The following is a 26,530-nucleotide window of genomic DNA, read 5'->3' on the forward strand; positions in this document are numbered from 1 at the left end:
ATGGTCAGCACGCCAACCCGGCCACAGGGCAGCAAGCCGCGCTCCGGCTCCGCTGCCAAGGCCGCCCGGCCGCCGGCATCATTCCGGATGAGACTGCAGGCCCTGCACCACAAGTTCTGGTCCGCCCTGGAGGGCACCGGAACCTCCAAGAGCGGCTCCACCTACTACCTGATCCTGGGTGCCACCGTTGCCCTGACCGCCATCGGCATCATGATGGTGCTCTCCGCCTCCAGCGTCGAATCGATCGCTGCCGGCAAATCCCCCTACGGCGACGCCATTAAACAGGGCGTCTTTGCGGCGATCGGGATCTTCACCATGTTCGTCCTTTCGCGCATCAACGTCGTATGGCTCAAGCGGCTGGCCTGGCCCGCCGTCGGGGCCGCCGTGCTGCTGCTGGGGCTCGTCCAGGTGGTGGGCGAGGAAATCAATGGCAACCGGAACTGGATCGACATCGGCGGCATCAGCTTCCAGCCCTCGGAAGCGGCGAAGCTGGCCCTCGCCCTCTGGATGGCCACTGTCCTTGCCAGGAAGGGCAGGCTGCTCAGCCGGTGGCAGCACGTCTTGGTTCCGGCCATACCCATGGCCGCGGTCGTCATCGTCCTGATCCTGGTGGGCAACGACCTCGGCACGGCCATGATCATCATGATGATCGTGGCCGCGGCCCTGTTCTTCGCCGGTGTACCCCTCTACCTGTTCGGGATCGCCGGCATCATCGCCGCCGCCGGCACCGCCTTCATGGCCATCACCAGCTCCAACCGCATGTGCCGGATCACCTCCTGGTGGACGGGGCAGTCCTGCGCCGACGGCGTCGACGCCAACTATCAGGCAACCAACGGCCTCTACGGACTCGCCTCCGGTGGCTGGCTCGGGGTGGGCCTTGGTCAGAGCCGGCAAAAGTACAGCTGGATCCCCGAAGCCCACAACGACTTCATCTTCGCCATCATCGGCGAGGAACTCGGCCTGGTAGGGACCGTCGTCGTGCTGGTCCTGTTCGCCATCCTGGGCGCCGCGATCTACCGGGTGGTGGTGGCTCAGGAAGACATGTTCCACCGCGTCCTGGCCGGCACCATCATGGTCTGGCTCCTGGGCCAGGCCACCGTGAACATGTCCGTGGTCACCGGACTGGTGCCCGTCATCGGTGTGCCGCTGCCGTTCATTTCCTACGGCGGTTCGGCTCTGATGATGTCCCTGTGCGCGATCGGCGTGGTCCTCTCCCTTGCCCGGGAGCAAATGGCGCCGGCCATGCGGCCCAAGCGGATGCTGACGTTCAAGGCCCGGAAAGACCGCGACAAGAGCCAACCCAAGAATTCCAGAAAGCGTGCCTAACCTCAGATGACACCTGCAACACCCTCTATCGTCCTGGCCGGTGGCGGTACGGCCGGCCACATCAGCCCCCTGCTCGCCATCGCGGCTGCACTCCGGAGCGAAGCACCGGGGGCGGAGATCCTCGCCGTCGGAACGCCGTCCGGGATGGAAACCCGCCTGGTTCCGGCCGCCGGCGTGCAACTGGCCACGATTGACCGGGTGCCGTTTCCACGGAAACCCTCAGCTGACCTGTTCCGCCTGCCAGCGAGGCTGGCCGGCGCGGTCCGCCAGGCTGGCGCCATCCTGGACCGGGCCCACGCTGATGTGCTGGTGGGTGTGGGCGGGTACGTCTGCACCCCCATGTACCTGGCCGCACGGAAGCGCCGGATCCCCGTGGTGATCCACGAGGCCAACGCACGCCCGGGACTGGCCAACCGGGTGGGGGCATTCCTCAACGGCCGGGTGGCCGTGGCATTCGAAGGCACCCCGCTCCGGAATGCCGTCCATGTGGGAATGCCCATGCGGAAGGAAATCTCCGGGCTGGACCGCAAGGCCGCCAGGACTTCGGCCAGGGCCGCTTTGGGGCTTGATCCCCAGCAGCCCACCTTGATCGTGACGGGTGGGTCCTCCGGAGCGCAAAGCATCAACCGCACCATCGCCGCCGCCGTGGGCGCGCTTGCCGACGCCGGAATCCAGACGCTGCACGTCACCGGCCGCGGCAAGACCGTGCTGGATGAGGCCGGCCAGCCCCTCGCCGCGGAGGGGTACCGGCAGGTGGAGTACATCGACGGCATGGAGCTCGCCTACGCCGCGGCTGACCTGCTGCTGGCACGCTCGGGGGCCGCTACGGTCTGCGAGGTAGCAGCCGTGGGCGTTCCCGCAGTGCTGGTGCCCCTTCCCATCGGCAACGGCGAGCAGTCCTTGAACGCCGCTGGCCTGGTCGCCGCAGGCGGCGCACTATTGGTGGCCGACCGTGAATTTACTCCCGACTGGGTGGCACGCGAACTGATCCCCCTGATCACCGACAAGGCACGGCTCGCAGCCATGGAAGCAAAGTCCTACCGGCTCGGTATCCGAAATGCCGACCAGCGGATGGCTGGTCTTGTCCTGGAAGCGGTATCCGCATGAACCCCATCACCAACGCACACACCGACACCCTCGGCAGGGTGCACTTCATCGGCGTCGGGGGAGTGGGCATGTCCGCCGTGGCCCGGATCATGGTGGCCCGTGGCGTCCCGGTCAGCGGATCCGATGCCAAGGACCTGCCCGTCATGGCGGACCTCGCGGCGGCCGGTGCCCGCATCGCGGTCGGGTATGCCGCGGAAAACCTGGGGGATGCACAGACGGTGGTGGCCGGGTCCGCCATCAGGGAAGACAACCCCGAACTGGCTGCGGCGAGGAAGGCCGGGCTGCCCGTACTGCACCGCTCCGAGGCCCTGGCAGCCACCATGGAGGACGACGCCGTGGTGACGGTGGCGGGAACGCATGGAAAATCCACCACGACCTCCATGATTACCGTGTTGCTGCGTGCTGCCGGCTTGGACCCCTCCTTCGCCGTGGGGGCCAATATTCCCGCCCTTGGCGTCAACGCCGCCCACGGGACATCAGGGATCTTCGTTGCGGAGGCCGACGAATCCGATGGTTCCTTCCTTAACTACCGGCCCCGGATCGCCGTCGTCACCAACGTCGAGCCCGACCACCTCGACTACTACGGCACAGCCGAGGCGGTCTACGCGTCCTTTGACCGGTTCACCGCGCTGCTGCCTTCTGACGGGCTCCTCGTTGCCTGTGCTGACGACGCCGGAGCGTTGGCCCTCGCCGAGAGGACCAAGGCCCGCGGGGCCGCGCGGGTGGTCCTGTACGGCACCAGCGAGGCCGCTGACGTTCGGCTGCTCGACGACGGCCCGGGCCAGGTGGCCGTGGCAACCCCCGGTGCGCAGTTCCCGCTTGCCCTGCAGGTACCCGGCCGGCACAACGCGCTCAATGCCGCAGCGGCGTTTGCAGTGGCCCTGGAACTAGGCGTGGATCCGGCGGCAGCCGCGGCCGGCCTTGCCGAGTTCTCGGGAGCCTCCCGCCGCTTCGAACTGAAAGGCTCAGCCCGGGGGGTGCGGGTCTTCGACGATTACGCTCACCACCCCACGGAAGTCCGTGCTGCCCTTGCCGCGGCCCGCTCCGTCGCCGGGGACCATAAAGTCCACGTCTTGTTCCAGCCGCACCTGTTCTCCCGGACGAGGGAGTTCGCGGCCGAATTCGCCGACGCCCTGAACCTCGCTGACACCGCCCTGGTCCTGGACATCTATCCTGCCAGGGAAGACCCCATTCCGGGCGTCACCAGCCAGCTCATCGCCGACCACCTCACCGGGGGAGGACGGTTGGTGGCAGCCGACGACGCCGTCCCCACCCTGGCAGCAGCCGCCGGCGAGGGCGACGTCGTCCTGACCGTCGGTGCCGGTGACGTCACCGCCTATGGCCCCCGGATCGTGGAGGCACTTCATGCCTAGCTCCCGCCGCCCCACCTACGCCCCTCCGAAGCGGCCCAACCGGACCGACGCAGCCGCGGGTACCGGTGCCCGGAAAGACCCGGAGAACGGTGGTACCCCTGCCCCCGGCGGGGACGTCATCACCGCTTCGCGCGGCATTCCGGACCAGGCGGCGCAAAAACCGGCCAAGGTGCAGGAACCGGCCGGTGCGACAGTTTTGGCGTTCCCGGAGCCCAAAGCCAAACGGCGCCGGAAGAAAATCCTGATCGCCGTGGGCACCGTGCTGGTGCTGGTGGCCGGGATCGTGGCCGGTGCCATCTATTCACCCGTCCTCGCCCTCCAGACCATCTCGGTCAGCGGCACCCGGCTCCTGACGCCCGCCCAGGTGCAGGCCGCCCTGGAACCGCTCCACGGCAAGCCGCTGCCGCAGATCAGTGATGAGGACGTCCGGAACCTCCTCGGGCCGTTGGTCCAGGTTAAGTCCGTTTCGGTCGAGGCGCGGCCGCCCTCCACGCTGGCCATCGCGGTGCACGAGCGGGTCCCCGTGGCCCTGGTTAAGCAGGGCGATCAGTACCAACTGGTGGATGTCGACGGCGTCCAGCTGGGCACCACGGCCGATCCGGCGTCGGCGTCGCTGCCGGTGATTGACGGCGGGGCCGGCGCGATCGGCCAGGATCTGTTCCGTGCCACGGCAGCAGTCTTGGGTGCGTTGCCGGCGGACGTGCTGGCCAGGCTTTCCAATGCCTCCGCCCAGTCCGTGGATGCCGTCGAGCTGAAGCTCGTGGACGGCCAGACGATCGTTTGGGGCAACGCTTCGGAAAAGGAGCTCAAGGCCAAGGTGCTGGCCGCGCTGCTCAAGGTTCCGGCGGATCCGAAGAACCCCGTCAGGGTCTACGATGTCAGTGTGCCCCGGCACCCCGTGACGCGCTGAGCGCTTTCTTTCCCGGTATTAATCCGACACGCGGACCCGGTTATTGAATGTCGGATCCAGAGGAAATACCGTCACAGACATGAGTTACTTGACATAACTATAATCTTCAACTCGAAGGTTAAGGTTGCAGGGTTCAAGCTCACCATCAGTTTTCGCAATACAGACACGAACAAGGGACACGTAACGTGGCAGCTCCGCAGAATTACTTGGCCGTCATCAAAGTCGTCGGCATCGGCGGCGGTGGCGTGAACGCAGTCAACCGCATGATCGAGGTCGGCCTCAGGGGTGTTGAATTCATCGCCATCAACACCGACGCCCAGGCCCTGCTGATGAGCGACGCCGACGTCAAGCTCGACGTCGGGCGCGAGCTGACCCGCGGCCTGGGGGCCGGGGCCAACCCGGAGGTAGGCAAGCAGGCTGCCGAGGACCACGCAGACGAGATCGAGGAAGTCCTCCGCGGCGCCGACATGGTCTTCGTGACCGCCGGCGAAGGCGGCGGAACGGGCACCGGCGGCGCTCCCGTCGTCGCCCGGATCGCACGCTCCCTCGGGGCCCTGACCATCGGCGTTGTCACCCGTCCGTTCACTTTCGAGGGCCGGCGCCGCGCCGGCTCCGCCGAGGCCGGCATCGACGCCCTGCGCGACGAAGTGGACACCCTGATCGTGATCCCCAACGACCGCTTGCTCTCCATCAGCGACCGCAACGTCTCGGTGCTGGACGCCTTCCGTTCCGCCGACCAGGTCCTGCTGTCCGGTGTCCAGGGCATCACCGACCTCATCACCACCCCGGGCCTGATCAACCTCGACTTCGCCGACGTCAAGTCCGTGATGCAGGGGGCCGGCTCCGCGCTCATGGGTATCGGCTCGGCACGCGGTGAGGACCGCGCCGTCAAGGCTGCCGAACTGGCCATTGCATCGCCCCTGCTGGAAGCCTCGATCGACGGCGCCCACGGCGTGTTGCTCTCCATCCAGGGTGGATCCGACCTGGGCCTCTTCGAGATCAACGAAGCCGCACGGCTGGTCCAGGAAGTGGCCCACCCGGAGGCCAACATCATCTTCGGCGCCGTCATCGATGACGCCCTGGGCGACGAAGCACGCGTCACCGTCATTGCTGCCGGCTTCGACGACGTCAAGGCCACCTCACCGTCCATGGACCAGTCACAGCCGCAGGCCGCCCCCCAGCGGCCCGCTGCCCCCGCTGCCGCCCCCGCCTCTGCCCACCCCCAGGGTGGAAACCAGCAGGGCAGCGGAAGCCACCAGCAGAACGTCCAGCCCATCCATGCCGGTGTCGGTGCCGCGGGCCTGAGCAACTGGGGCCAGCAGCGTCCGTCTGCCGTCCCGGCCGACTCCGGTTTCGACGTGGACCTCCCGTCCGTCGTGGAGCCGGACATGACCGGCAACCACCCGGACGACCTGGATGTCCCCGACTTCCTGAAGTAGGCACCGGCTTGTTCCATTGGCGCGCCGACATCCTGCCCGGGGTGTCGGCCGCATTCACCGACGCCGGTGCCGGAAACCTGGCCCTGCACGTGGGGGACGACCCCGCCCGGGTCATGGCGCGCCGGAGCCGCCTGGAGGAATCCATCGGCGCCCTCCCGGGGTCGCTGTGCTTCATGAATCAGGTCCACGGCACCGCCGTCGCCCTGATGGGGCGGGACTCTCCGGTTCCCGAAGCTGATGCCATGGTGTCCAGGGGTCTTCCCCTGGCCGTCATGGTGGCCGACTGCATCCCCGTAATACTCGCGGGGGAGTCGGGCGACGGGCCCGTCCTCGCTGCCGTCCATGCCGGCCGGCCCGGTACCGCCGACGGAGTCCTGCCCGCCGCCGTGGATGCCATGAAGTCCCTTGGGGCATCCCGTATCCGTGCGTGGCTGGGGCCTTCGATCTGCGGAGCGTGCTACGAGGTCCCCGCTGCCCTGCGCGACGAAGTAGCTGCCAAGGTACCCGCAACATGGAGCACCACCTCCTGGGGAACCCCAGGGCTGGACCTGCCCGCGGGGGCCCGGAGCCAACTGGAGGCCGCCGGCGTCGAAGTGGCCTACTCCGGACCCTGCACCCTCGAGACCCAATCGCTGTACTCCTACCGCCGGGACCGGAATACCGGCCGCTTCGCCGGGCTGGTGTGGTGCCATGACTGAGCATCCGCACGGCGAACAGGACCCGGCGCTCGATCCCCGCGCCACGGAACTCGCACAGCGGCTCACCGCGGTACGGAAGCGGATCGCAGCTGCGGCCGAAAGCGCAGGTCGCAGCGACCGTCCGCCGTCGCTCATCGTGGTCACCAAGTTCCACCCGGCCGCGGACATCCGGCGGCTCGCCACGCTCGGGGTCACCGACGTGGGCGAGAACCGGGACCAGGAGGCGGCTGCCAAATCCGCCGAACTGGCGGGCTTGGCCCTCAACTGGCATTTCGTGGGCCAGTTGCAGAGCAAGAAGGCCAAATCGGTGGTCCGGTACGCCGCTGCCGTCCACTCAGTGGACCGCCTTCAGCTCGTGGACGCCCTGGCCAAGGCCGTGCGGAATGAGATGGATGCCGCGGGGCGGGCCCCTCTTGACTGCTTCATCCAGGTCAGCCTGGAGGACGACGGCGGCACGCACCGGGGCGGGGCTGACCCCGCCGACGTGCCCCTGCTGGCGGAAAGGATGGCCGGTTCCATCGGCCTGCACCTGGCCGGGGTCATGGCCGTGGCGCCGCTGGGAGCGCCGCCGGAACCGGCCTTCGAGAAGCTCGCGGCAATTTCGGCCCGGCTCGTGGCCGACCACCCCGGAGCCGCTGCCATCTCGGCCGGCATGAGCCAGGACCTGGAGGCGGCCGTCAAGTTCGGGGCGACACACCTGCGAATCGGTTCCGATATTCTCGGTTCGCGTCCGGTGGTGGGGTAGCGTCGGACCTGTTGGAAGTGATGGGCGGGGGACTCCAGTGCTGTCAAGTCATTGGGCGGCCCGCTTACGGGACACGATTAGGAGTCGACCATGGCCGGCGCTCTGCGCAAGACAATGATCTATCTTGGGCTCGCCGACGGCGATGAGCATTACGAGTCCGAGCACCAGACCACACGTAAGGATGAGGACGAACCCATGGAAGTCGACCGCGAGGAACGCCGTGCCCCGGCACCGGTCCGCGAAGTCAGCCGTGAGGCGTCTTACACCCCTGAAGAGGAATACCGCGCCCCAGTGACCCCGATTAAGCGTGCGGCCTCGAGCCGTGAAGAGAACACCGGACTTCGCCAAATCACCACCATCCACCCCCGCTCCTACAACGATGCCAAGCTCATCGGTGAAAGCTTCAGGGACGGCATCCCGGTGATCATGAACGTCACGGACATGGGCGAGGCAGACGCAAAGCGCCTGGTGGACTTCTCGGCCGGGCTGGTATTCGGCCTCCGCGGCAGCATTGAACGGGTCACCAACAAGGTGTTCCTGCTCTCGCCGTCCTACGTCGAAGTGATCGGCGACGACAAGAAAGCCAGCGACACCCAGGCCAGTTTCTTCAACCAGAGCTGACGGCAAAAGCCCTACGACAGATGCCAGGCAGGGACACCTGTCTGGCATCTGTGCTGAAATAGACAAGACACCAGCAGGACACAGCGGCATCCGGACGGGATGGTCCGCACGAAATATGGAGATATGAAATAAGTCATGGGAATTGTTTTCGGACTTCTCTATCTCGCGCTGCTGCTGTTCTTCGTCGCCCTCATCATCCGCCTGGTTTACGACTGGGTGCAGATGTTCGCGAGGGAATGGCGGCCCCGCGGCGTGGCGCTGGTCGTGGCGCACGCTGTGTATTCGATCACGGATCCGCCGCTCAAGGGACTGCGGCGGATGATCCCGCCCCTCCGGCTCGGCGGCATCTCCCTGGACCTGGGCTTCCTGATTCTGTTCATCGGCGTCAGCATTGCGATGAGCATCACCAGGAACCTGGCCTGATTCATCAATAAAGACTTGGCAATGCAGGATGATCCTCCCCGGAACAGCTACTGTAAAGCGAAGAAACCTCCCGTTTGACACCTCGGTGTTGAATTAGAGTAAGCAGACCAAATTTAGGTACCGTAGTTTTGACGGCCGGAAGGCCTACTGACTAACCAGACCAGTGAGGTGACCAGATGGCTTTGACGCCAGAAGACGTTGTCAACAAGCGCTTTCAGCCCACCAAGTTCCGCGAGGGCTATGACCAGGACGAGGTTGACGACTTCCTGGACGAAATCGTCGTCGAACTCCGCCGCCTGAACCAGGAAAACGACGAGCTCCGCAAGAAGCTTGCCGACGCCGGTTCCAGCGTCCCGGCAAGCACCACTGCCGCACCTGTTGTGGAGAAGGTCCCCGCCCCGGTCAAGTCCGAGAAGGACGAAGCCCGCGAGAAGGCCGAAGCCGAAGCGAAGGCCGCCGAAGCCAGCAAGAAGAAGGACGTCCAGCCGGCCGCTCCGGTCGCCGCCGCGCCCTCAGCGCCTGCCGCTTCCACTCCTTCCGCCGAGTCCGCTGCCGGCCTGCTGGCCATGGCGCAGCAGATGCACGACCGCCACGTCGCCGAGGGCCAGGCCCAGAAGGACAAGATCATCGCGGAAGCGCAGATCGAAGCCAGCAGCCTCGTCAACGACGCACAGGAAAAGTCCCGCAAGATCCTGGGCGCGCTGGAACAGCAGCGTTCCGTCCTGGAGCGCAAGGTGGAGCAGCTCCGCGGCTTCGAGCGCGACTACCGCTCACGCCTGAAGGCCTACATCGAGGGCCAGCTCCGCGACCTGGACGCCCGTGGTTCCGTTGCGACGCCGGAAGTCAGCGAAGCGAACTAACCCTGGCAACACGTATTCTGAAAGCCGGTGGCTGAGGATTCCTCGGCCACCGGCTTTTGGCATTGACACCTAAGTTTTTCGAAGTGAAAGCACCATGACTGACGAACTTGCAGCCGACGCCGCACGCCCCACCCCATCCTCTCCGCGCCCCCGACGGGCTGTGCTGCTGTCCCTCTTCGGCGGGTTCGCGGTCTTTGCCTACGTCCTGGACCAGCTCACCAAGCTCTGGGTGACATCAACCATGGTGGAGGGCGAGCGGATCCCGGTCCTGCCGCCCCTGCTGCACTGGTACTTCATCCGGAACTCCGGTGCCGCGTTTTCGATCGGGGAGAACGTCACCTGGGTGTTCTCCATCATCATGGCCGGCGTCGCCGTCGCCATTCTTTTGCAGGTCCGCAGGCTGGGCTCGGCCTGGTGGTCACTGGCGCTCGGGCTGCTGCTTGGCGGCGCACTGGGCAACCTGACCGACCGGCTCTTCCGCGAGCCTTCCTTCGGAATGGGGCACGTGGTGGACTTCATCCAGCTCCCCAACTTCGCAATCTTCAACATTGCGGACTCCGCCGTCGTATCAGCGGTCGCCATCATCTGCATCCTGACCATCCGCGGAATCGCCCCGGACGGAACCCGCCTGGGGAACGCACACAAGGACAAGCCCGACCATGAGTGAGCGAATCGTCGTGGGGGAGGAATTCGGTGGGACACGGGCTGACGCCGGCCTGGCCGGCCTGCTTGGCGTGTCCCGGTCGGTGGCTGCCTCCCTGCTGGCCGAGGGCCATGTGCTCACCCGCGGGAAGGTGCTGGGGAAATCGGCAAAACTTGTGGCGGGGGATGTCCTCGACGTCACTGTCCCGGAGCGGCGGGACCCGCTGGAAGTCGTGGAGGAAGCTGTGGAAGGCCTGAAGATCCTGCTGGACGACGAGGACTTCGTCGTCGTCGACAAGCCCGTGGGTGTCGCGGCACATCCCTCGCCCGGCTGGGTTGGCCCCACCGTGGTGGGCGGACTGGCCGGCGCCGGCTACCGCATCTCCACCTCCGGCGCTCCGGAGCGGGCCGGAATCGTGCACCGGCTCGACGTCGGCACATCCGGGGTGATGGTGGTGGCCAAGTCCGAGCGGGCCTACACGGCCCTCAAGCGGGCCTTCAAGGAGCGGACGGTGGACAAGGTGTACCACGCGGTGGTCCAGGGCCTCCCGGACCCCCTGACAGGCACCATCGACGCCCCGATCGGCCGGCATCCCGGCCATGACTGGCGCTTCGCCGTCATCGAGGACGGCCGCCCCTCGGTAACCCACTACGAAGTCCTGGAAGCCTTCGGGAAGGCCAGCTTGGTGGAAGTGCACCTGGAAACGGGCCGGACGCACCAGATCCGGGTCCACTTTTCCGCCCTCCGCCATCCGTGCGCCGGCGACCTCACCTACGGCGCCGACCCGCGCCTTGCCGCCACCCTGGGGCTCACCCGGCAGTGGCTCCATGCCCGCCAGCTGGGATTCGACCACCCCGTAACCGGGGAACTCGTCACCGTCACCAGCGACTACCCGCAGGACTTGGCCTACGCCCTGGAAGTACTGGAATCGGGACAGGCCTGACACGGGCGGCCTGGCCGGGCCGCCAACCGGCAGCGCTTAGAATGGTGCGGTGAGTTCCAGCAAAGATTCGTTTGTCCACCTGCACACCCACACCGAATATTCCATGCTGGATGGAGCTGCCCGCCTGGGCGAGCTGTTCGATGAAACCGAACGCCTGGGCATGCCGGCCCTGGCCACCACCGACCACGGCTATTTGTTCGGTGCGTTCGATTTCTGGCGCAAGGCCACGGACAAGGGCATCAAGCCGATCATCGGGGTCGAAGCCTACGTAACCCCCGGCACGGCCCGCACGGACAAGGAACGCGTCCGCTGGGGCGAGGAATCCCAGCGCAAGGACGACGTCTCCGGCGGTGGGTCCTACACCCACATGACGCTCCTGAGCTACAATAACGTTGGCATGCGGAATCTCTTCCGTGCCTCTTCCATCGCCTCCCTTGATTCCGTGTTCGGCAAGTGGCCGCGGCTGGACCGCGAACTCCTCAACACCTACTCCGAAGGGCTGATCGCCACCACCGGATGCCCCTCCGGCGAGGTGCAGACCCGGCTCCGGCTCGGCCAGTACCGCGAAGCGCTGGAAGCGGCCGCCGAATTCCGGGACATCTTCGGCGCGGAAAACTACTTCTGCGAGCTGATGGACCACGGACTGGATATTGAACGGCGGGTCACCGGCGACCTCCTGAGGCTCGCCAAGGACCTGAACCTGCCGCTGGTGGCCACCAACGACCTCCACTACACCCACGAGCACGATGCCAAAGCCCATGAGGCCCTGCTGGCCATCCAGTCCGGCTCCACGCTGCTCGAACCCACCTACGACAACGGCGGCTCACGGTTCGCGTTCTCCGGCAGCGGCTACTACCTCAAGTCCCCGCAGGAGATGCGCGAGCTTTTCCGCGACCACCCGGACGCCTGCGACAACACCCTGCTGATCGCCGAGCGCTGCGAAGTGTCCTTCAACACGAACGCCAACTTCATGCCCCGGTTCCCTTGCCCTCCCGGCGAGGACGAGACGTCCTGGCTGGTCAAGGAAGTGGACAAGGGCCTGCAGTACCGTTACCCGGGCGGCATTCCGGACGAGGTCCGCAAGCAGGCGGACTACGAGCTCGGCGTCATCACGTCCATGGGATTCCCGGGCTACTTCCTGGTGGTTGCGGACTTCATCAACTGGGCCAAGAACAACGGCATCCGCGTTGGCCCCGGCCGTGGCTCCGGTGCGGGTTCCATGGTGGCCTACGCCATGCGCATCACCGACCTCGACCCCCTGCGCCACGGCTTGATCTTCGAACGCTTCCTGAACCCGGACCGCGTTTCCATGCCCGACTTCGACGTCGACTTCGATGACCGGCGCCGCTCGGAAGTCATCGACTACGTGACCCGCAAGTACGGTGACGAACGCGTCGCCATGATCGTCACCTACGGCACCATCAAGACCAAGCAGGCACTCAAGGACTCTTCCCGCGTCCTGGGCTACCCGTTCAGCATGGGCGAGACGCTGACCAAGGCCCTGCCTCCTGCCGTGATGGCCAAGGACATTCCCCTCGCGGACATCCAGAACCCCGAAGCCAAGCGCTACAGCGAGGCCGGCGACTTCCGGCAGCTGATCGCCACCGACCCGGAAGCCGCCAAGGTCTTCGAGACGGCACTGGGCATCGAAGGCCTGAAGCGCCAGTGGGGTGTGCACGCCGCCGGCGTCATCATGTCCTCGGACCCCATCATCGACGTCATCCCCATCATGCGCCGCTTCCAGGACGGCCAGGTGATCACCCAGTTCGACTACCCGACGTCCGAGGGCCTTGGCCTGATCAAGATGGACTTCCTGGGCCTGCGGAACCTGACGATCATTTCCGACGCCCTCGAAAACATCAAGATGAACCGCGGCATCGAGCTGGACCTGGAAAACCTCGAGCTCGACGACGCCCCGTCCTACGAGCTCCTGGCCCGCGGCGACACCCTGGGCGTGTTCCAGCTCGATGGCGGCCCGATGCGGTCCCTGCTCAAGCTCATGAAGCCTGACAACTTCGAAGACATTTCCGCCGTGCTGGCGCTCTACCGGCCCGGCCCCATGGGCGCCAACGCCCACACCGACTACGCGCTGCGCAAAAACGGGATCCAGGAAGTCATTCCCATCCACCCGGAACTGGAGGAACCGCTCAAGGAGATCCTCGGTGGAACGTATGGCCTGATCGTGTACCAGGAGCAGGTGATGGCCGTGGCACAGAAACTGGCGGGCTACTCGCTGGGCCAGGCAGACATCCTCCGGCGCGCCATGGGCAAGAAGAAGAAGTCGGAACTGGACAAGCAGTTCGCCGGCTTCTCCCAAGGCATGCAGGACAACGGCTACTCCATGGAAGCTGTCAAGACCCTCTGGGACATCCTCCTGCCCTTCTCCGACTACGCCTTCAACAAAGCCCACTCGGCCGCGTACGGGGTCATCTCCTACTGGACCGCCTACCTGAAGGCGCACTACGCACCCGAGTACATGGCAGCGCTCCTGACCTCCGTCGGTGACGACAAGGACAAATCGGCCATCTACCTGAACGAGTGCCGCCGCATGGGCATCACGGTGCTTCCGCCCGATGTCAACGAGTCGGCACTGAACTTCACCCCGGTGGGCAATGACATCCGCTTCGGCATGGGTGCCATCCGCAATGTGGGTGCCAACGCCGTGGAGGCGATGGTCACCGCGCGCGAGAGCGAAGGCGCCTACACCTCCTTCAAGGACTACCTCATGAAGGTTCCGGCGGTGGTCTGCAACAAGAGGACCATCGAGTCCCTGATCAAGTCCGGGGCTTTCGACTCCCTGGGCCACCACCGCCGCGCGCTGGCCATGATCCACGAAGAGGCCATCGACTCCGTCATCACTTTGAAGCGGAACGAGGCGATCGGCCAGTTCGACCTCTTTGCCGGCTTTGAGGAAGCCGAATCGGAAGCGTCGCTCAGCATCGAGATCCCGGACCTTCCCGAGTGGGAGAAAAAGGACAAGCTGTCCTTCGAGCGGGACATGCTGGGCCTGTACGTCTCGGACCACCCGCTGCAGGGGCTCGAAGGCCTCCTGGCCCAGCACGCGGAAATGAGCATCACCAGCATCATCGGCGAAGATGGCCCGCAGGACGGCGCCATCATTACCATCGCCGGCATGATCACCTCGCTGAGCCGCCGGATCGCCAAGGCCAGCGGCAACGCCTATGCCCGGGCCGAGATCGAGGACCTGGGCGGTTCCATCGAAGTGATGTTCTTCGGCCAAGTCTACGGACCGATCGCCTCGGTCCTTGCCGAAGACCTGATCGTGGTGGTCAAGGGCCGCCTGCAAAAGCGCGACGACGGCGCGATCACCCTGAACTGCATGGAATTGTCCGTTCCGGACCTGAGCGAAGGCCTGCACGGGCCGCTGGTCATCACCATGCCTACCTACAAGGCCACCGAAGCCGTTGTCACGGAACTGGGGGACGTGCTCCGCACGCACCGGGGCAACTCGGAGGTGCGGCTCCACCTCCAGGGCGACACCCGCACCGAAATCATGGGCCTGCCGGTCCACCTGAGGGTGAACCCCAGCCCGTCCCTGTTCGGTGACCTGAAAGTGCTGCTGGGCCCGGCCTGCCTGGACGCCTGACGCAGGCGGGCACGACGCCGGAAGCCGGCTTCCGGCGTCGTCCGCGCCTTTCGCCCCGGGCACTGGGGCCCGGGGCCATGGGCGGGCCCGCTAGATTTCGTAGTCCAGCGGGACCGGCTGCCCGTAGGCGCCCCCGTGGTACAGCAGCGGCGCACTGTCGCCGCCCACCTGGCCGTCCACCACCTGGACCACCACCACGGCGTTGTTTTCGAAGGACAGGCGCATCTGCACCTCGCCGATCAGCCAGCCGGCCACATCCTTCAAGATGGGCACCCCGTGGGGCCCGATTTCCCAGTGGTTCCCCTCGAACCGGTTGCCCGGCCGGGCGAACCGGGCCGCCAGTTCCTGGTTTTCCAGGCCCAGCATGTGGACTCCCAGGAACTTGGTGTTGGCAACGGCGGGCCACGACCTAGAACTGCGTGCCATGTTGAACGTGAAGCGCGGCGGCTTGGCGGACAGCGAGGCCACCGACGTGGCGGTGAACCCGTACGGCTCGTCCTGGTAGTTCACGGTGATGATGGCGACGCCCGCGGCATGCCGCCGGAACATCTCCCTGAACGTCTGCTCAAAGGGCTCGCTGTTGTCGGTCACCGGAACTCCTGCACTAAGTGGCATATCTCTTTCCCCAAGCGTATTGGCCCGCGGGCCAGGCGGGAAAACACGCATCTGCGGAACCCCTGCGGGGCTCCGCAGGAACCTTTGTTAAGGTGTCTCTCATGATGAACTTTGGCCGCCCCGCGCGGCGGCTGCCCTGGTCCCTGCTGCTGGTCCCGGCGGCGGCAGGCGTTCCGGCCGGGCTCCTCTGGTGGCTGCTCGCCCCGGGCGGACTGAACCTGATCACCCGGAACCCCTCGCTGGCATCAGGGACGGCTCCGCTGGTGTGGCTGCCACGGGACCTCACGCTCGCCGGGATCATGGTGCTGGCCGGTTGCTTGCTGGCGGTGTTCCTGGCCGACGGCAAGCGTCCCGACCCCCAAACGGCGCTCCTGGCAGGCCTGGTTGGAGCGGTGGCCGGCAGCCTGGCCGCCTGGGGAACCGGCATCCTCGCGGCACGCCTCTGGGGTCCGGCGGTGGACACCTCGGTCAATGCCAGCGTCGCCTTCTCGCTCCGGGCGTTGCCGGTGCTGCTGCTGTGGCCAGCCGCCACGGCGGTCTCGGTCTTCGTTTTGGAGGTGGCAGGGATGGCAGGCCGGAAACCTGCCGGCAGCGGCGGCGGAACAGCGGGCGGCAACAGCGCCGTAAAATAGTCCGGTGACCACTTCACCGCAGCCTTCCGCCACCGCGACAACCGCCGTCGACTTCCGCACTATCGACCTTCGCGGCCGCACCCTGACCCTCGCGGCCTTGCGCGCCGCTGTTCCCCGCGCCAAGGGCCAGACTGTGGCGGATGCCGAAGAAAAGGTCCTGGACATTATCGCTGCCGTCCGGCGGCGCGGTTTCGCTGCGTTGTCGGACCTTGCGGAGAGGTTCGACGGCGTCGAGCAGCGCCATCCGCTGGTTCCCCGGGCAGCGCTCACCGCAGCCCTGGACGGGCTTGATGCGGACGTGCGGGCAGCACTGGAGGAATCCATCAGCCGGGCACGGAAATTCGCCGATCGGCAGCGGCCCCGCAACGTGGACGTCGAACTGGGCGACGGCGCCGTCGTCAGCCAGAACTGGGTCCCCGTGGCGCGCGTGGGACTGTACGTCCCCGGCGGCCTGGCCGTGTACCCATCGTCCGTGATCATGAACGTGGTGCCGGCCCTGGCTGCCGGCGTTGAATCCATTGCCCTCGCCTCGCCGCCCCAGAAGGAGTTCGGTGGCCTGCCGCACCCCACCATCCTCGCGGCGGCTGCACTCCTGGGAATCACTGAGGTCTACGGCATCGGCGGGGCGCAGGCCATCGCCGCATTCGCCTACGGTGTGGACGCCGGCGACGCCGGCCCCGCGCTGGAGCCCGTGGACGTGGTGACCGGGCCCGGCAACATCTTCGTCGCCACCGCCAAGCGCCTGGTCAAAGGTGTGGTGGGCATCGATTCGGAGGCGGGAACCACCGAGATCGCCATCCTTGCCGACGACTCCGCCCAGCCGGCGCTGGTGGCCGCGGACCTGCTCAGCCAGGCCGAGCACGACCCCAAGGCGGCATCGGTCCTGGTCACCGATTCGGAGCCGCTGGCCACCGCGGTACGCGACGAACTCGAACGGCAGGCCGCCGCCACCAAGCACTCCGCCCGGGTCCGCGAGGCGCTGTCCGGTCCCCAGTCCGGCGTCGTGCTGGTGGACAACCTGGAGCAGGGAATCGCCGCCTGCGACGCGTACGCCGCCGAGCACCTTGAGATCATGACGCGTGACGCCGCTTCCGTGGCCGCCCGGATCCGGAATGCCGGCGCGATCTTCGTGGGGGACTACAGCCCGGTCAGCCTGGGCGACTACTGCGCAGGTTCGAACCACGTCCTGCCCACCAGCGGGACCGCAGCCTTCTCATCCGGACTGAACGTCACCACATTCCTTCGCGCCATCCAGGTGGTCAACTACAGCCGCGCGGCATTGGCGGAGGTCAGCGGCCATATCGTAAGCCTGTCCCGCGCCGAGGACCTGCCCGCCCACGGCGACGCCGTCACGGCGCGGTTTCCGGTCCGGGGCTAGCCACTACATATAGGCCGCAGGGTACTACATATAGTAATTACAGGCTTGTTATTACCCGTGGTGCAGCCGTAAACTGGGATCGCAGCCCGCCCAACGGTGCTGCCGGCTTCGTTGCTGTTCGACGCCGGAAGGGAAAGGGGAAACGCCATGTACTGTCCGTTCTGCCGCAACCCCGACTCCCGCGTCGTGGACAGCCGGATGGCCGACGACGGCTCGGCCATCCGACGCCGGCGCCAGTGTCCCGATTGCGGCCGCCGGTTCACCACCGTTGAAACCACCAGCCTCTCCGTCATCAAGCGCTCAGGCGTGGGCGAGCCGTTCAGCCGCAGCAAGGTGATCAACGGCGTCCGTAAAGCATGCCAAGGCCGGCCGGTCAGCGAAGACGACCTCGCAATGCTGGCCCAGGAAGTGGAAGAACAGATCCGCTCCTCCGGCGCCGCCGAAATCGATGCGCACGAGGTAGGACTGGTCATCCTCGGACCCCTCCAGAAGCTGGACGAAGTAGCGTACCTGCGCTTTGCAAGCGTCTACCAGGCGTTCGAGTCCCTTGAGGACTTCGAATCGGCTATCGCCCTGCTCCGCCGTGAGGCCAATGCAGGCGCCAAGGGCGCTGCCGGCCCGAAGAGCTCCGAGAAGAGCCCGCTCTAAGCTCCGGTGGCGGCAGCGGAGGGGAAGCCGCAGCCGCCACCGGCACCACCTTTACTTGGTGAGTTTGTGCTGCAGCGCGATTTCCAGCGCCGCGCCCACGATTCCGGCCTCGTTCCGCAGGACGGCCGGGACGATCGGGGTCCTGAGCTTGAGGTTGGGAAGGTACTCGTCCGCGCGCTTGGAGATTCCGCCGCCGACGATGAACAGCTCGGGAGAAAACAGGAACTCGACATGCGAGAAATAGCGCTGCAGCAGCACGCTGTACTCGTCCCATGACAGCCCGTCCCGTTCCCGGGCCACGGCGGACGCCTTCGATTCGGCATCAAAGCCATCGATTTCCAGGTGCCCCAGTTCCGCGTTCGGTACCAGTTTCCCGTCGAAAATGAAGGCGGAGCCGATTCCGGTGCCCAGGGTGATGACCAGGACGGTGCCTGCGACGCCCTCACCGGCACCGTACCGGGCTTCGGCCAGCCCGGCGGCGTCGGCGTCGTTAATGACCTCCACAGGGCGGCCCAGCCGCTCCGTGAGGAGGGCATCGATGTCCGTGTCCAGCCAGCTCTTGTCCACATTGGCCGCAGAGTGGACCACGCCGTGCTGGATGATGCCCGGGAAGGTCACGCCCACGGGGGAGCCGGCTTCCGGGGCCTCGGGGCGCGCTGAGAGTTCGGCGACCACGAGGGCCACTGCCTCGGCAACCGCTTCGGGGGTGGCGGGCTGCGGGGTAGGAACCCGAAACCGTTCACCGAGCAGCTTGCCCTTCTTCAGGTCGACAATGCCGCCCTTGATGCCCGTACCGCCGATGTCGATGCCGATCAGTGGTGCGTTCTTGTGCGACTTCTCGTCCTTCTTGGCCAATGGGATTCCGTTCTAGGCTGGGGCGGGCAGGGAAGGGGCGCCCTGGGGCGCCCCCACAACAGGTGGTGGGCCTGCACCGGCAGCAGATGCCGTGTGCGGGCAGGGGACAGACTACGGCAGGGTGAGGATTTCCGCACCGGTCTCGGTGACCAGCAGGGTGTGCTCGAACTGGGCGGTGCGCTTGTGGTCCCGGGTCACCACGGTCCAGTCGTCGCTCCACATGTCCCACTCCACGGTGCCGAGGGTGAGCATCGGTTCGATCGTGAACACCATTCCGGTTTCGATCACGGTGTTGTAGGCGGGGGCGGCATCGTAGTGCGGGATGATCAGCCCGGTGTGGAACGCTTCGCCGACGCCGTGGCCGGTGAAGTCGCGCACCACGCCGTAGCCAAAACGCTTGGCGTAGGACTGGATGGCACGGCCGATCACGTTGATTTCCCGCCCTGGTGCCACGGCCTTGATGGCCCGGTTGAGCGACTCTTGGGTGCGTTCGACGAGGAGCCGGGATTCCTCATCCACGTCGCCCACGAGGAACGTGAAGTTCGTGTCGCCATGGACACCGTTGATGAAAGCCGTGATGTCGATGTTCAGGATGTCACCGTCCTGGACCACCGTGCTGTCCGGGATGCCATGGCAGATGACCTCGTTCAGGGACGAGCACAGGGACTTGGGAAATCCGCGGTATCCGAGCGTGGACGGGTACGCGTGGTGGTCCAGCAGGAATTCGTGACCCACCCGGTCCAGCTCATCGGTGGTGACGCCGGGCTGGATGTGCTTGCCGACCTCCACGATGGCCTGGGCCGCGATGCGTCCGGCGATACGGATCTTTTCGATCGTCTCGGCGGACTTGACCTCCGAACCGGTGAATTTGGCGGGGGCAGGCTTGCCGACGTACTCCGGACGGGGGATGGACGCCGGGACGGAACGCTGCGGGCCCACGGTACCCGGGGTGAGGGTGCCGGTGGGTGCAGTAGAGGCAAGGGAAGGCATAGATTGATCATATAAGGCACCGCAGAACGCCTAACAACCGACAAGCGGCGGAGGACGCACGTAAGTGTTTGTGTTACGTGGATCACCCCGCGGCTTCCCTGTCGCCGGAACGAGGAGCAACGATGACTGAGTACTGGTTCAACATCAACACCCACGAAGTGGAAGAAGACCGGCTCTCGGACTGGAGCCAGCTCATTGGGCCCTACAAGACCCGTGAAGAAGCCGAACACGCCATCGAGAAAGTCAAGGCGCGCAACGAGGCCTGGGAAAAGGGCGACGACGACTGAACAGTTTGGCGTCAGGGCGCAAGGCCGTTTTGACGGCATTCCTCCGCGGACTGCCTCGGCCGCTGGCGGCCTCACCTTGACGTCCGCTTCCGGAGTACCGTCCTGACGCCGCGGGTCATCCATGCATATCCGTCAGTCGCCGGTTCCGTGGTGCCGTCCGGCCGAAGGTGAAAGTTTAGAAGGAATGCTCCGGGCCGGGGAACTGGCCTGTCCGGACGTCGTCGCCGTAGGCGGTGGCCGCCTCCAGCAAGGTTGTGCGCAGGTCCGCGTACTGCTTGACGAACTTCGCCATCCGGCCGCCCCGCAGGCCCGCCATGTCCTGCCAGACAAGGACCTGGCCCGTGGTCGCGTTTCCCGCCCCAATGCCGATGGTGGGGACGTCCACAGCGGCGTCCACGGCGGCCGCGGTGTCGGCCGGGACCATTTCCATGAGCACGCAGAACGCGCCTGCGTCGGCGAGGGCGCGGGCGTCGTCGATCAGCCGCTGTGCGTCGTCGCCCCGGCCCTGCACCCGGTATCCGCCCAGTGCGTGCTCGCTCTGCGGGGTGAAGCCGATGTGGGCCATCACCGGGATGCCTGCTTGCACCATTGCGCGCACCGTTGGGGCATAATACGCGCTGCCCTCGATTTTCACCGCATGCGCCAGGCCTTCCTTCAGGAAGCGGACGCCGGTGGCGACGGCCTGTTCGGCGCTGACCTCGTAGCTGCCGAAAGGCAGGTCCGCGACCACCATGGCGCGTTCCGCGGACCTGGCGACGGCGCGGCACAGCGGCAACAGTTCGTCCACGGTGACGGGAAGGCTGGTTTCATTGCCGAACACGTTGTTCGAGGCCGAATCACCAACCAGCAGCAATTCGATGCCCGCAGCGTCAAAGATCTCAGCTGTGTACTGCTCGTAGGCGGTGAGCATGGCGAACCTGGTGCCGTCGCGCTTGGCCTGCTGCAGGTGGTGGATCCGGACCTTGGCTGGTTTCCGCCCGGCCGCTGCATCCTGACCGGGTCCGCTGCCGTAGGGGGCGGGTACTTCGGCGGACGCGCTGGAGTCGGAGCTGTTGCTGGTGGCCATGGGATGAGCGTAGTGCGGGACCTGCCGTGCTTTCTACCGCAGCCGGTTCGGGCAAAGGTGATTAGCGTCATAGCGGACGGGCCGGAACGTCGTGGACGCACCACGGTGGACCGCGCCAGGACGCCCTCCGGGCGGCTCCGCAGGTTAATGCTGTGTTACGCACGGCGCAGGCTCAAGCATCGGCGCCGAATGCTTAGTACAGTGTTGGTGAACTGCTGCCGGCTTCCCCCTACCCGCGGGCCCCGGAGCATGGACGTTGACCGGAGAAGAGGCCATCATGGACCGCCAGCAAGAGTTTGTCCTGCGCACAATCGAAGAGCGCGACGTACGTTTCGTGCGCCTGTGGTTCACCGACGTCGTGGGATCGCTGAAGTCCGTGGCCTTGGCGCCTGCCGAAGTCGAGGGTGCCTTCGAAGAAGGGCTTGGCTTTGACGGCTCGGCCATCGAAGGCCTGGCCCGGGTCTTCGAATCCGACATGCTGGCCCAGCCCGATCCGTCCACGTTCCAAATCCTGCCCTGGCGCGGCGAGACGGAACAGACCTCACGCATGTTCTGCGACATCCTCACCCCCGACGGCGAGCCGTCCGCAGCGGACCCCCGCAACGTCCTGAAGCGCACGCTGGCCAAGGCCGCGGACATGGGCTTCACGTGCTACACCCACCCGGAAATCGAGTTCTACCTGCTGAAGTCCCAGGAACCGGGCCCAAACGGATCGCCGGTGCCGGTTGACGAGGGCGGCTACTTCGACCACGTCCCGGGCGGCGTGGCCCAGGACTTCCGCCGCACGGCGGTAACCATGCTGGAATCGGTGGGCATCTCCGTGGAGTTCAGCCACCACGAGGCCGGACCCGGACAGAACGAGATCGACCTCCGCTACGCCGACGCCCTGCAGACCGCGGACAACATCATGACGTTCCGAACCGTCATCAAAGAAGTGGCGTTGCAGCAGGGCACGTACGCCACCTTCATGCCCAAGCCGTTCACCGACCACCCCGGTTCCGGCATGCACACGCACTTCTCCCTGTTCGAGGGCGACAGCAACGCGTTCTTCGAAGCCGGCGCCGAGTTCCAGCTGTCCAAGACGGCCCGGCAGTTTATTGCCGGCATCCTCAAGCACGCCCCGGAGTTCACCGCCGTCACCAACCAGTTCGTCAACTCCTACAAGCGACTCTGGGGTGGCGGCGAGGCTCCGAGCTACCTGAGCTGGGGGCACAACAATCGTTCCGCCCTGGTCCGGGTGCCGCTGTACAAGCCGGGCAAAGGCCAGTCTGCCCGGATCGAATACCGGGGGATCGACTCGGCCGCCAACCCCTACCTGGCCTACGCTGTCCTGCTCGGTGCGGGCTTGAAGGGCATAGAGGAAGGCTACGACCTGCCGGCCGCCGCCGAGGACGACGTCTGGTCGCTGAGCTCGGCTGAACGCCGTGCCATGGGCCACGATCCGCTCCCGGCCAGCCTGCACGACGCCATTCGTTCGATGGAAGACTCCGAACTGATGCCGCAGATCCTGGGCGAACAGGTCTACGAGCACTTCCTGCGCAACAAGCGGGCAGAGTGGCAGGACTACCGCCTGCAGGTGACGCCCTACGAACTGCAGCGCAACCTCGGCATCCTCTAGGTGCCCGGAGTGAGCCTGGCACGCCGGCTCATTTCGGCCGGATTCAGCGACCTGGAGAAGAGCGAACGGTTCCTGGCCGCGCGCGAGCTCGAGGGGCTCGACCAGGACAGGCTCTTCGCCGGGCTGCAGCTTGCGGCCAGCCCGGATACAGCCCTCCAGTCCTTGGTCCGGCTGATCGAAAAGCACCCGCAGCTCCGGGACCTGGCAGCCGCCGACCCGGAGTCCAGCGAACCGCTGTACCGGGTCCTGGGCGCCTCCGAGGCGCTGGGGGAGTTCCTGATCAGGCACCCCGAGCACCTGGACGCTTTCTGGGTCCGGGCCAGTCCCGAACCGCTGCCCGCCGAGCCTGAACAACTGCGGGCCGCGCTCCTGCAATCAGTCGGAGCCGACCCGCGCGCCGCCCGTCCCGTCGCCGCCGTGACCGGCGTCGACGCCTATGCCGCCTTGCGCACGGCGTACCGGCGCGGGCTGGTGGACCTCGCCGTCAAGGACCTCTGCGCCGCAGATCCGCTGGACTTCCTGCCGTCGGTGGGCCGTGAACTGGCAGACCTGGCCGCAGCCGCGATCGAAGCCGCCGTCGCAGTGTCCCGCGCCGAGGCAGCCGGCCAGTTCGGCGTTGCCGACGTCGCCGACGTCGGCCTCGCCGTCATCGGCATGGGCAAATGCGGAGCCCGCGAGCTGAACTACATTTCCGACGTCGACGTCATCTACGTGGTGGACGCCGGCAGCCTGGATGACGCGCACGCCAACACCATCGGTACCGCCCTGGCCAGCGGCATTTCGAGGGCCATCTCGTCGGTGGCCCGGGAGCCCGGGCTGTGGGAGGTGGATGCGAACCTGCGTCCGGAAGGAAAGTCCGGTCCGCTGGTCCGCACCCTCGCCTCGCACGAAACGTACTACGCCAGATGGGCTGAAAGCTGGGAATTCCAGGCACTGCTGAAGGCGCGGGCCATGGCCGGTGATGCCGCGCTGGGCCGGAAGTACGAGGAAGCCGTGGCGCCGTTGATCTGGAATTCGGCGGGGCGCGAAGGCTTCGTTGAGTCCGTCCAGGCCATGCGGCGGAGGGTGACCGAGCACATTCCGCCCGCGGAGGAGCAACGGCAGATCAAGCTGGGGCGCGGCGGCCTGCGGGACGTCGAGTTCACCGTCCAGCTGCTTCAACTGGTGCACGGCAAGGCTGATGAGACATTACGACGCCGGGACACCACCTCAGCGATCGCCGCGCTGTCCGCGGGGGGCTACATCGGGCGGTCTGACGCCGCCGCGTTCGACAATGCCTACCGGTACCTTCGCCTGCTGGAACACCGGATCCAGCTGTTCCAGTTGCGCCGCACCCATCTCATGCCGGTGGCGGAACCGGCCCTGCGGTCCTTGGCCAAGGCCGTGCTGGGACCGTTCTCCAACGAGCGGCCCGGACCCGATGCGCTGCTGTCCGCGTGGCAGCGGACCAAACGCTCGGTCCGGGAACTGCACGAGCGCATCTTCTACCGGCCGCTGCTGAACACCGCGGCCAAGCTCAGCACCGAAGATGCAAAGCTGACGCCGGAAGCCGCCCAGGGGCGGCTCGCCGCCCTCGGCTACCGGGACCCGCAGGGGGCGATGCGCCACATCGAGGCTTTGACGGCCGGTGTCAGCCGCCGCGCGGCGCTCCAGCGGCAGTTGCTGCCCATCCTGCTGGACTGGCTGGCGGAGGGGGTGGACCCCGATGCCGGTCTGCTCGCCTTCCGGCGCGTCAGCGAGGCGCTGGGCACCACGCACTGGTACCTGGGCATGCTGCGGGACTCCAACGCTGCCGCTGAGCGCCTGTGCCACATGCTGTCCAACTCCCGGCTGATCGCCGACCTGCTGGAAGTGTCGCCGGAGTCCGTGGCATGGCTGGGGCAGGACAAGGACCTCGTTCCGGTGGGCTTTGAAGCCCAATGGCAGGAGATCACCGCCAAGATGTCCCGGCACGCGGACCCGGAGAGTGCCATGCGCCTGATCCGGCTGATCCGGCGCCGGGAGATCCTGCGCATTGCCATCGCCGATTCGGCCGGCCTGCTGGACCAGGACCAGGTGGGCAGTGCCCTGGCGGACACAGACCGCGCCGCCGTCCTGGGCGCGCTCAGGGTGGCGGAGGGAATAGTGTCGGCCGGCGGCCCGCTCAAGACCACCGTCCTAGTGGTGGCCATGGGCCGTCAGGGCGGCCGGGAGATCGGCTATGGCTCCGACGCCGACGTCATGTACGTGCACCGGGCCCTCCCCGGCTTCACGGAGGCCGAGGCCCAGGAGCAGGCCACCCGCCTCGTGGCAAAGATCTCCAGCCTGCTCACCCAGCCGCTGAAACCGGCCATCATGGCCGAACGCGTGCTCCAGATGGATGCCGACCTCCGGCCGGAGGGCAAAAACGGGGCCATGGTGCGTTCCCTGGACTCCTTCGCGGAGTACTACCGCCGGTGGTCCCTGATTTGGGAGGCGCAGGCACTCCTGCGGGCACGCCCGATGGCCGGAGACGATACCCTCGCTGCCGATTTCCTTGAGCTGATCGATCCCATCCGGTACCCGGCCTCGGTATCCGACCAGGACCTGCGCGAGATCCGGCGCATCAAGGCCAGGGTGGAATCGGAGCGGCTGCCGCGCGGTGCCGACCCCGCACGCCACCTGAAGCTGGGCCGAGGGGGCCTGAGCGACGTCGAGTGGCTGGTGCAGCTGCTGCAGCTCCAGCACGCCGGCAGGAATCCGGAACTGCGGACCACGTCAACGCTGGAGGCCCTGTCCGCCGCGGCGGACCTTGGGTTGCTTGACGACGCCGACGCGCGGCTCCTGGCCGAAGCCTGGCGGCTGGCAAGCCGGATCCGGTCCGCCAACGTCATCTGGAGCGGCAAGGCCTCGGACCTCTTGCCGTCCTCCCGCCGGGACCTGGAAGCCGTGGCGCGCTGGTGCGGCTACGAGCCGGGCCGCGCCGCAGCGCTGGAGGAGGACTACCTGAGGGTGAGCCGGCGGGCCCGGGCGGTCTTTGAACGCGTCTTCTATGGCCAGTGAGGCCCCGGGATGGGTCTGGCTCATCCCGCTGGGCGAGCTCGACCCGGACGCCCGTGCCATCCAGCTCGGCGCCGTCGCCGGCCTGGAGTTGCAGCCAGGCCAGGAGCGCTTCGTCGGCGACCCCTTGCGGATGGCGCTGGCAGGGCTGGAAGAGGAATCCAGGCACCCGTACGTGGTGGAAGCCTTCGGGGCAGCTGTCGGGGTGCTGACGCTCCAGCTGGGCGCTGCAGGGCTGGCCGGCTGGCCCGACGATCATTCAGCCTGGCTGCTCCGTGGGTTCCTCATCGACCGCAGGCACCAAGGCAAGGGGCTTGGGACCCTCGCCGCGGTTGCCGCTGTCGACGCCGCCCGGCGGCTCACGGCTCGGCACAGAAGCGGCGAGGCCGGCGTCGTCCTGTCCGTCAACGAGGCAAACCTGGCCGGCCTGGCTGCCTACCGGCGCGCCGGTTTCACCGATGCCGGACAATACCTGGGTGGATCCGCCGGGCCGCAACGGACAATGTTCCACCGTTTTGGCGGCGTGGCGCAGCCGTAACGCGCCGGACCGGCATTGCGTTCAGCAAGCGTTTGCCCGATCATGTGGATTGGCGGTGTTCTTCAACCTTGTTGGGGGGAAGGCTGTACTGAGTCTTCGTCTCGGGGGGCATTCGTCAGGGGGTCCGGCTCCCGGTCTCAGCACGTCTGGAGGCGGGCCCCCACCTTTCCGTTCTTCCTTGCCTGTGGGC

At 66.7% G+C, this 26,530-nt stretch carries 24 protein-coding genes; 20 read left to right on the forward strand and 4 right to left on the reverse strand.

The annotated features are described in order from the left end of the window. The 13 genes from ftsW to dnaE all read left to right on the forward strand — a co-directional run bounded on the left by ftsW (position 1) and on the right by dnaE (position 14,695). Positions 1-1,326 carry a putative lipid II flippase FtsW gene (gene ftsW, locus QRN53_RS02810; RefSeq protein ID WP_285242504.1) on the forward strand — a complete coding sequence of 442 codons (1,326 nt, stop codon included), beginning with the start codon at positions 1-3 and terminating at the stop codon, positions 1,324-1,326. 6 nt (positions 1,327-1,332) lie between these two features. Next, complete coding sequence (gene murG / locus QRN53_RS02815) at positions 1,333-2,433, forward strand: undecaprenyldiphospho-muramoylpentapeptide beta-N-acetylglucosaminyltransferase (RefSeq protein WP_285242505.1); 1,101 nt, start codon at positions 1,333-1,335, stop codon at positions 2,431-2,433. Then, a complete protein-coding gene (murC, locus tag QRN53_RS02820) occupies positions 2,430-3,806 on the forward strand; it encodes a UDP-N-acetylmuramate--L-alanine ligase (RefSeq protein ID WP_285242506.1) in 1,377 nt (458 codons plus the stop codon). Before murG ends, murC begins: the two co-directional genes overlap by 4 nt. Next, positions 3,799-4,716 (forward strand): cell division protein FtsQ/DivIB, encoded by a 918-nt coding sequence (locus QRN53_RS02825; protein WP_285242507.1) that lies wholly within the window; start codon positions 3,799-3,801, stop codon positions 4,714-4,716. Before murC ends, QRN53_RS02825 begins: the two co-directional genes overlap by 8 nt. A gap of 185 nt (positions 4,717-4,901) precedes the next feature. After that, complete coding sequence (gene ftsZ, locus QRN53_RS02830) at positions 4,902-6,155, forward strand: cell division protein FtsZ (protein ID WP_285242508.1); 1,254 nt, start codon at positions 4,902-4,904, stop codon at positions 6,153-6,155. Positions 6,156-6,163: 8 nt separating this feature from the next. Continuing rightward, positions 6,164-6,853, forward strand: coding sequence for a purine nucleoside phosphorylase YfiH/LACC1 family protein (locus QRN53_RS02835; RefSeq protein ID WP_285242509.1), 690 nt, complete (start codon positions 6,164-6,166; stop codon positions 6,851-6,853). Next, positions 6,846-7,598, forward strand: a complete 753-nt coding sequence (locus tag QRN53_RS02840) for a YggS family pyridoxal phosphate-dependent enzyme (protein WP_285242510.1) — start codon at positions 6,846-6,848, stop codon at positions 7,596-7,598. The genes QRN53_RS02835 and QRN53_RS02840 overlap by 8 nt, the downstream gene beginning before the upstream one ends. Positions 7,599-7,688: 90 nt before the next feature. Continuing rightward, a complete protein-coding gene (locus QRN53_RS02845; RefSeq protein WP_285242511.1) occupies positions 7,689-8,219 on the forward strand; it encodes a cell division protein SepF in 531 nt (176 codons plus the stop codon). A gap of 135 nt (positions 8,220-8,354) precedes the next feature. Further along, positions 8,355-8,642 (forward strand): YggT family protein, encoded by a 288-nt coding sequence (locus QRN53_RS02850; RefSeq protein WP_285242512.1) that lies wholly within the window; start codon positions 8,355-8,357, stop codon positions 8,640-8,642. A 176-nt stretch (positions 8,643-8,818) separates the two neighbouring features. Then, on the forward strand, positions 8,819-9,502 hold the full coding sequence (locus QRN53_RS02855) for a DivIVA domain-containing protein (RefSeq protein ID WP_285242513.1): 684 nt from the start codon (positions 8,819-8,821) through the stop codon (positions 9,500-9,502). 94 nt (positions 9,503-9,596) lie between these two features. Then, positions 9,597-10,169 carry a signal peptidase II gene (lspA, locus tag QRN53_RS02860; RefSeq protein WP_285242514.1) on the forward strand — a complete coding sequence of 191 codons (573 nt, stop codon included), beginning with the start codon at positions 9,597-9,599 and terminating at the stop codon, positions 10,167-10,169. Continuing rightward, on the forward strand, positions 10,162-11,088 hold the full coding sequence (locus tag QRN53_RS02865; RefSeq protein WP_285242515.1) for an RluA family pseudouridine synthase: 927 nt from the start codon (positions 10,162-10,164) through the stop codon (positions 11,086-11,088). Before lspA ends, QRN53_RS02865 begins: the two co-directional genes overlap by 8 nt. A gap of 49 nt (positions 11,089-11,137) precedes the next feature. After that, positions 11,138-14,695 carry a DNA polymerase III subunit alpha gene (dnaE, locus tag QRN53_RS02870; RefSeq protein ID WP_285242516.1) on the forward strand — a complete coding sequence of 1,186 codons (3,558 nt, stop codon included), beginning with the start codon at positions 11,138-11,140 and terminating at the stop codon, positions 14,693-14,695. Positions 14,696-14,785: 90 nt separating this feature from the next. Here dnaE and QRN53_RS02875 read toward each other — a convergent pair whose 3' ends face one another. Beyond that, positions 14,786-15,286 carry a flavin reductase family protein gene (locus QRN53_RS02875; protein ID WP_285242517.1) on the reverse strand — a complete coding sequence of 167 codons (501 nt, stop codon included), beginning with the start codon at positions 15,284-15,286 and terminating at the stop codon, positions 14,786-14,788. A 125-nt stretch (positions 15,287-15,411) separates the two neighbouring features. On the opposite strand from QRN53_RS02875, the gene QRN53_RS02880 reads away from it, so the two are divergent. The 3 genes from QRN53_RS02880 (at position 15,412) to nrdR (ending at position 17,968) form a co-directional block, all read left to right on the forward strand. After that, positions 15,412-15,942 (forward strand): hypothetical protein, encoded by a 531-nt coding sequence (locus QRN53_RS02880; RefSeq protein ID WP_285242518.1) that lies wholly within the window; start codon positions 15,412-15,414, stop codon positions 15,940-15,942. 4 nt (positions 15,943-15,946) lie between these two features. After that, a complete protein-coding gene (gene hisD, locus QRN53_RS02885) occupies positions 15,947-17,320 on the forward strand; it encodes a histidinol dehydrogenase (protein ID WP_285242519.1) in 1,374 nt (457 codons plus the stop codon). A 147-nt stretch (positions 17,321-17,467) separates the two neighbouring features. Beyond that, positions 17,468-17,968 (forward strand): transcriptional regulator NrdR, encoded by a 501-nt coding sequence (gene nrdR / locus QRN53_RS02890; RefSeq protein ID WP_285242520.1) that lies wholly within the window; start codon positions 17,468-17,470, stop codon positions 17,966-17,968. 51 nt (positions 17,969-18,019) lie between these two features. Here the strand turns inward: nrdR and ppgK are convergent, their stop codons facing one another. Both ppgK and map read right to left on the reverse strand, forming a co-directional pair. Next, the gene (gene ppgK / locus QRN53_RS02895) at positions 18,020-18,823 is read right to left on the reverse strand and encodes a polyphosphate--glucose phosphotransferase (protein WP_018763570.1); all 804 of its coding nucleotides are present in this window, start codon (positions 18,821-18,823) and stop codon (positions 18,020-18,022) included. A gap of 111 nt (positions 18,824-18,934) precedes the next feature. Continuing rightward, on the reverse strand, positions 18,935-19,813 hold the full coding sequence (gene map / locus QRN53_RS02900; protein ID WP_285242521.1) for a type I methionyl aminopeptidase: 879 nt from the start codon (positions 19,811-19,813) through the stop codon (positions 18,935-18,937). A 122-nt stretch (positions 19,814-19,935) separates the two neighbouring features. On the opposite strand from map, the gene QRN53_RS02905 reads away from it, so the two are divergent. Then, positions 19,936-20,100, forward strand: coding sequence for an SPOR domain-containing protein (locus tag QRN53_RS02905; RefSeq protein ID WP_285242522.1), 165 nt, complete (start codon positions 19,936-19,938; stop codon positions 20,098-20,100). Positions 20,101-20,275: 175 nt separating this feature from the next. Here the strand turns inward: QRN53_RS02905 and panB are convergent, their stop codons facing one another. Then, positions 20,276-21,166, reverse strand: coding sequence for a 3-methyl-2-oxobutanoate hydroxymethyltransferase (gene panB, locus QRN53_RS02910; RefSeq protein WP_285242523.1), 891 nt, complete (start codon positions 21,164-21,166; stop codon positions 20,276-20,278). A 277-nt stretch (positions 21,167-21,443) separates the two neighbouring features. Here panB and glnA point away from each other — a divergent pair, with 277 nt between their 5' ends. From glnA to QRN53_RS02925, 3 genes are read left to right on the forward strand one after another with little or no spacing between them, the layout of a single operon-like run. Next, a complete protein-coding gene (gene glnA / locus QRN53_RS02915) occupies positions 21,444-22,784 on the forward strand; it encodes a type I glutamate--ammonia ligase (RefSeq protein WP_285242524.1) in 1,341 nt (446 codons plus the stop codon). Positions 22,785-22,793: 9 nt separating this feature from the next. Continuing rightward, a complete protein-coding gene (locus tag QRN53_RS02920; RefSeq protein WP_285242525.1) occupies positions 22,794-25,805 on the forward strand; it encodes a bifunctional [glutamine synthetase] adenylyltransferase/[glutamine synthetase]-adenylyl-L-tyrosine phosphorylase in 3,012 nt (1,003 codons plus the stop codon). Further along, a complete protein-coding gene (locus QRN53_RS02925) occupies positions 25,795-26,340 on the forward strand; it encodes a GNAT family N-acetyltransferase (RefSeq protein ID WP_285242526.1) in 546 nt (181 codons plus the stop codon). The genes QRN53_RS02920 and QRN53_RS02925 overlap by 11 nt, the downstream gene beginning before the upstream one ends. The last annotated feature ends 190 nt before the right edge of the window (positions 26,341-26,530 follow it).

It is taken from the genome of Pseudarthrobacter sp. fls2-241-R2A-127 (genome assembly GCF_030209355.1).
Lineage (GTDB): Bacteria > Actinomycetota > Actinomycetes > Actinomycetales > Micrococcaceae > Arthrobacter.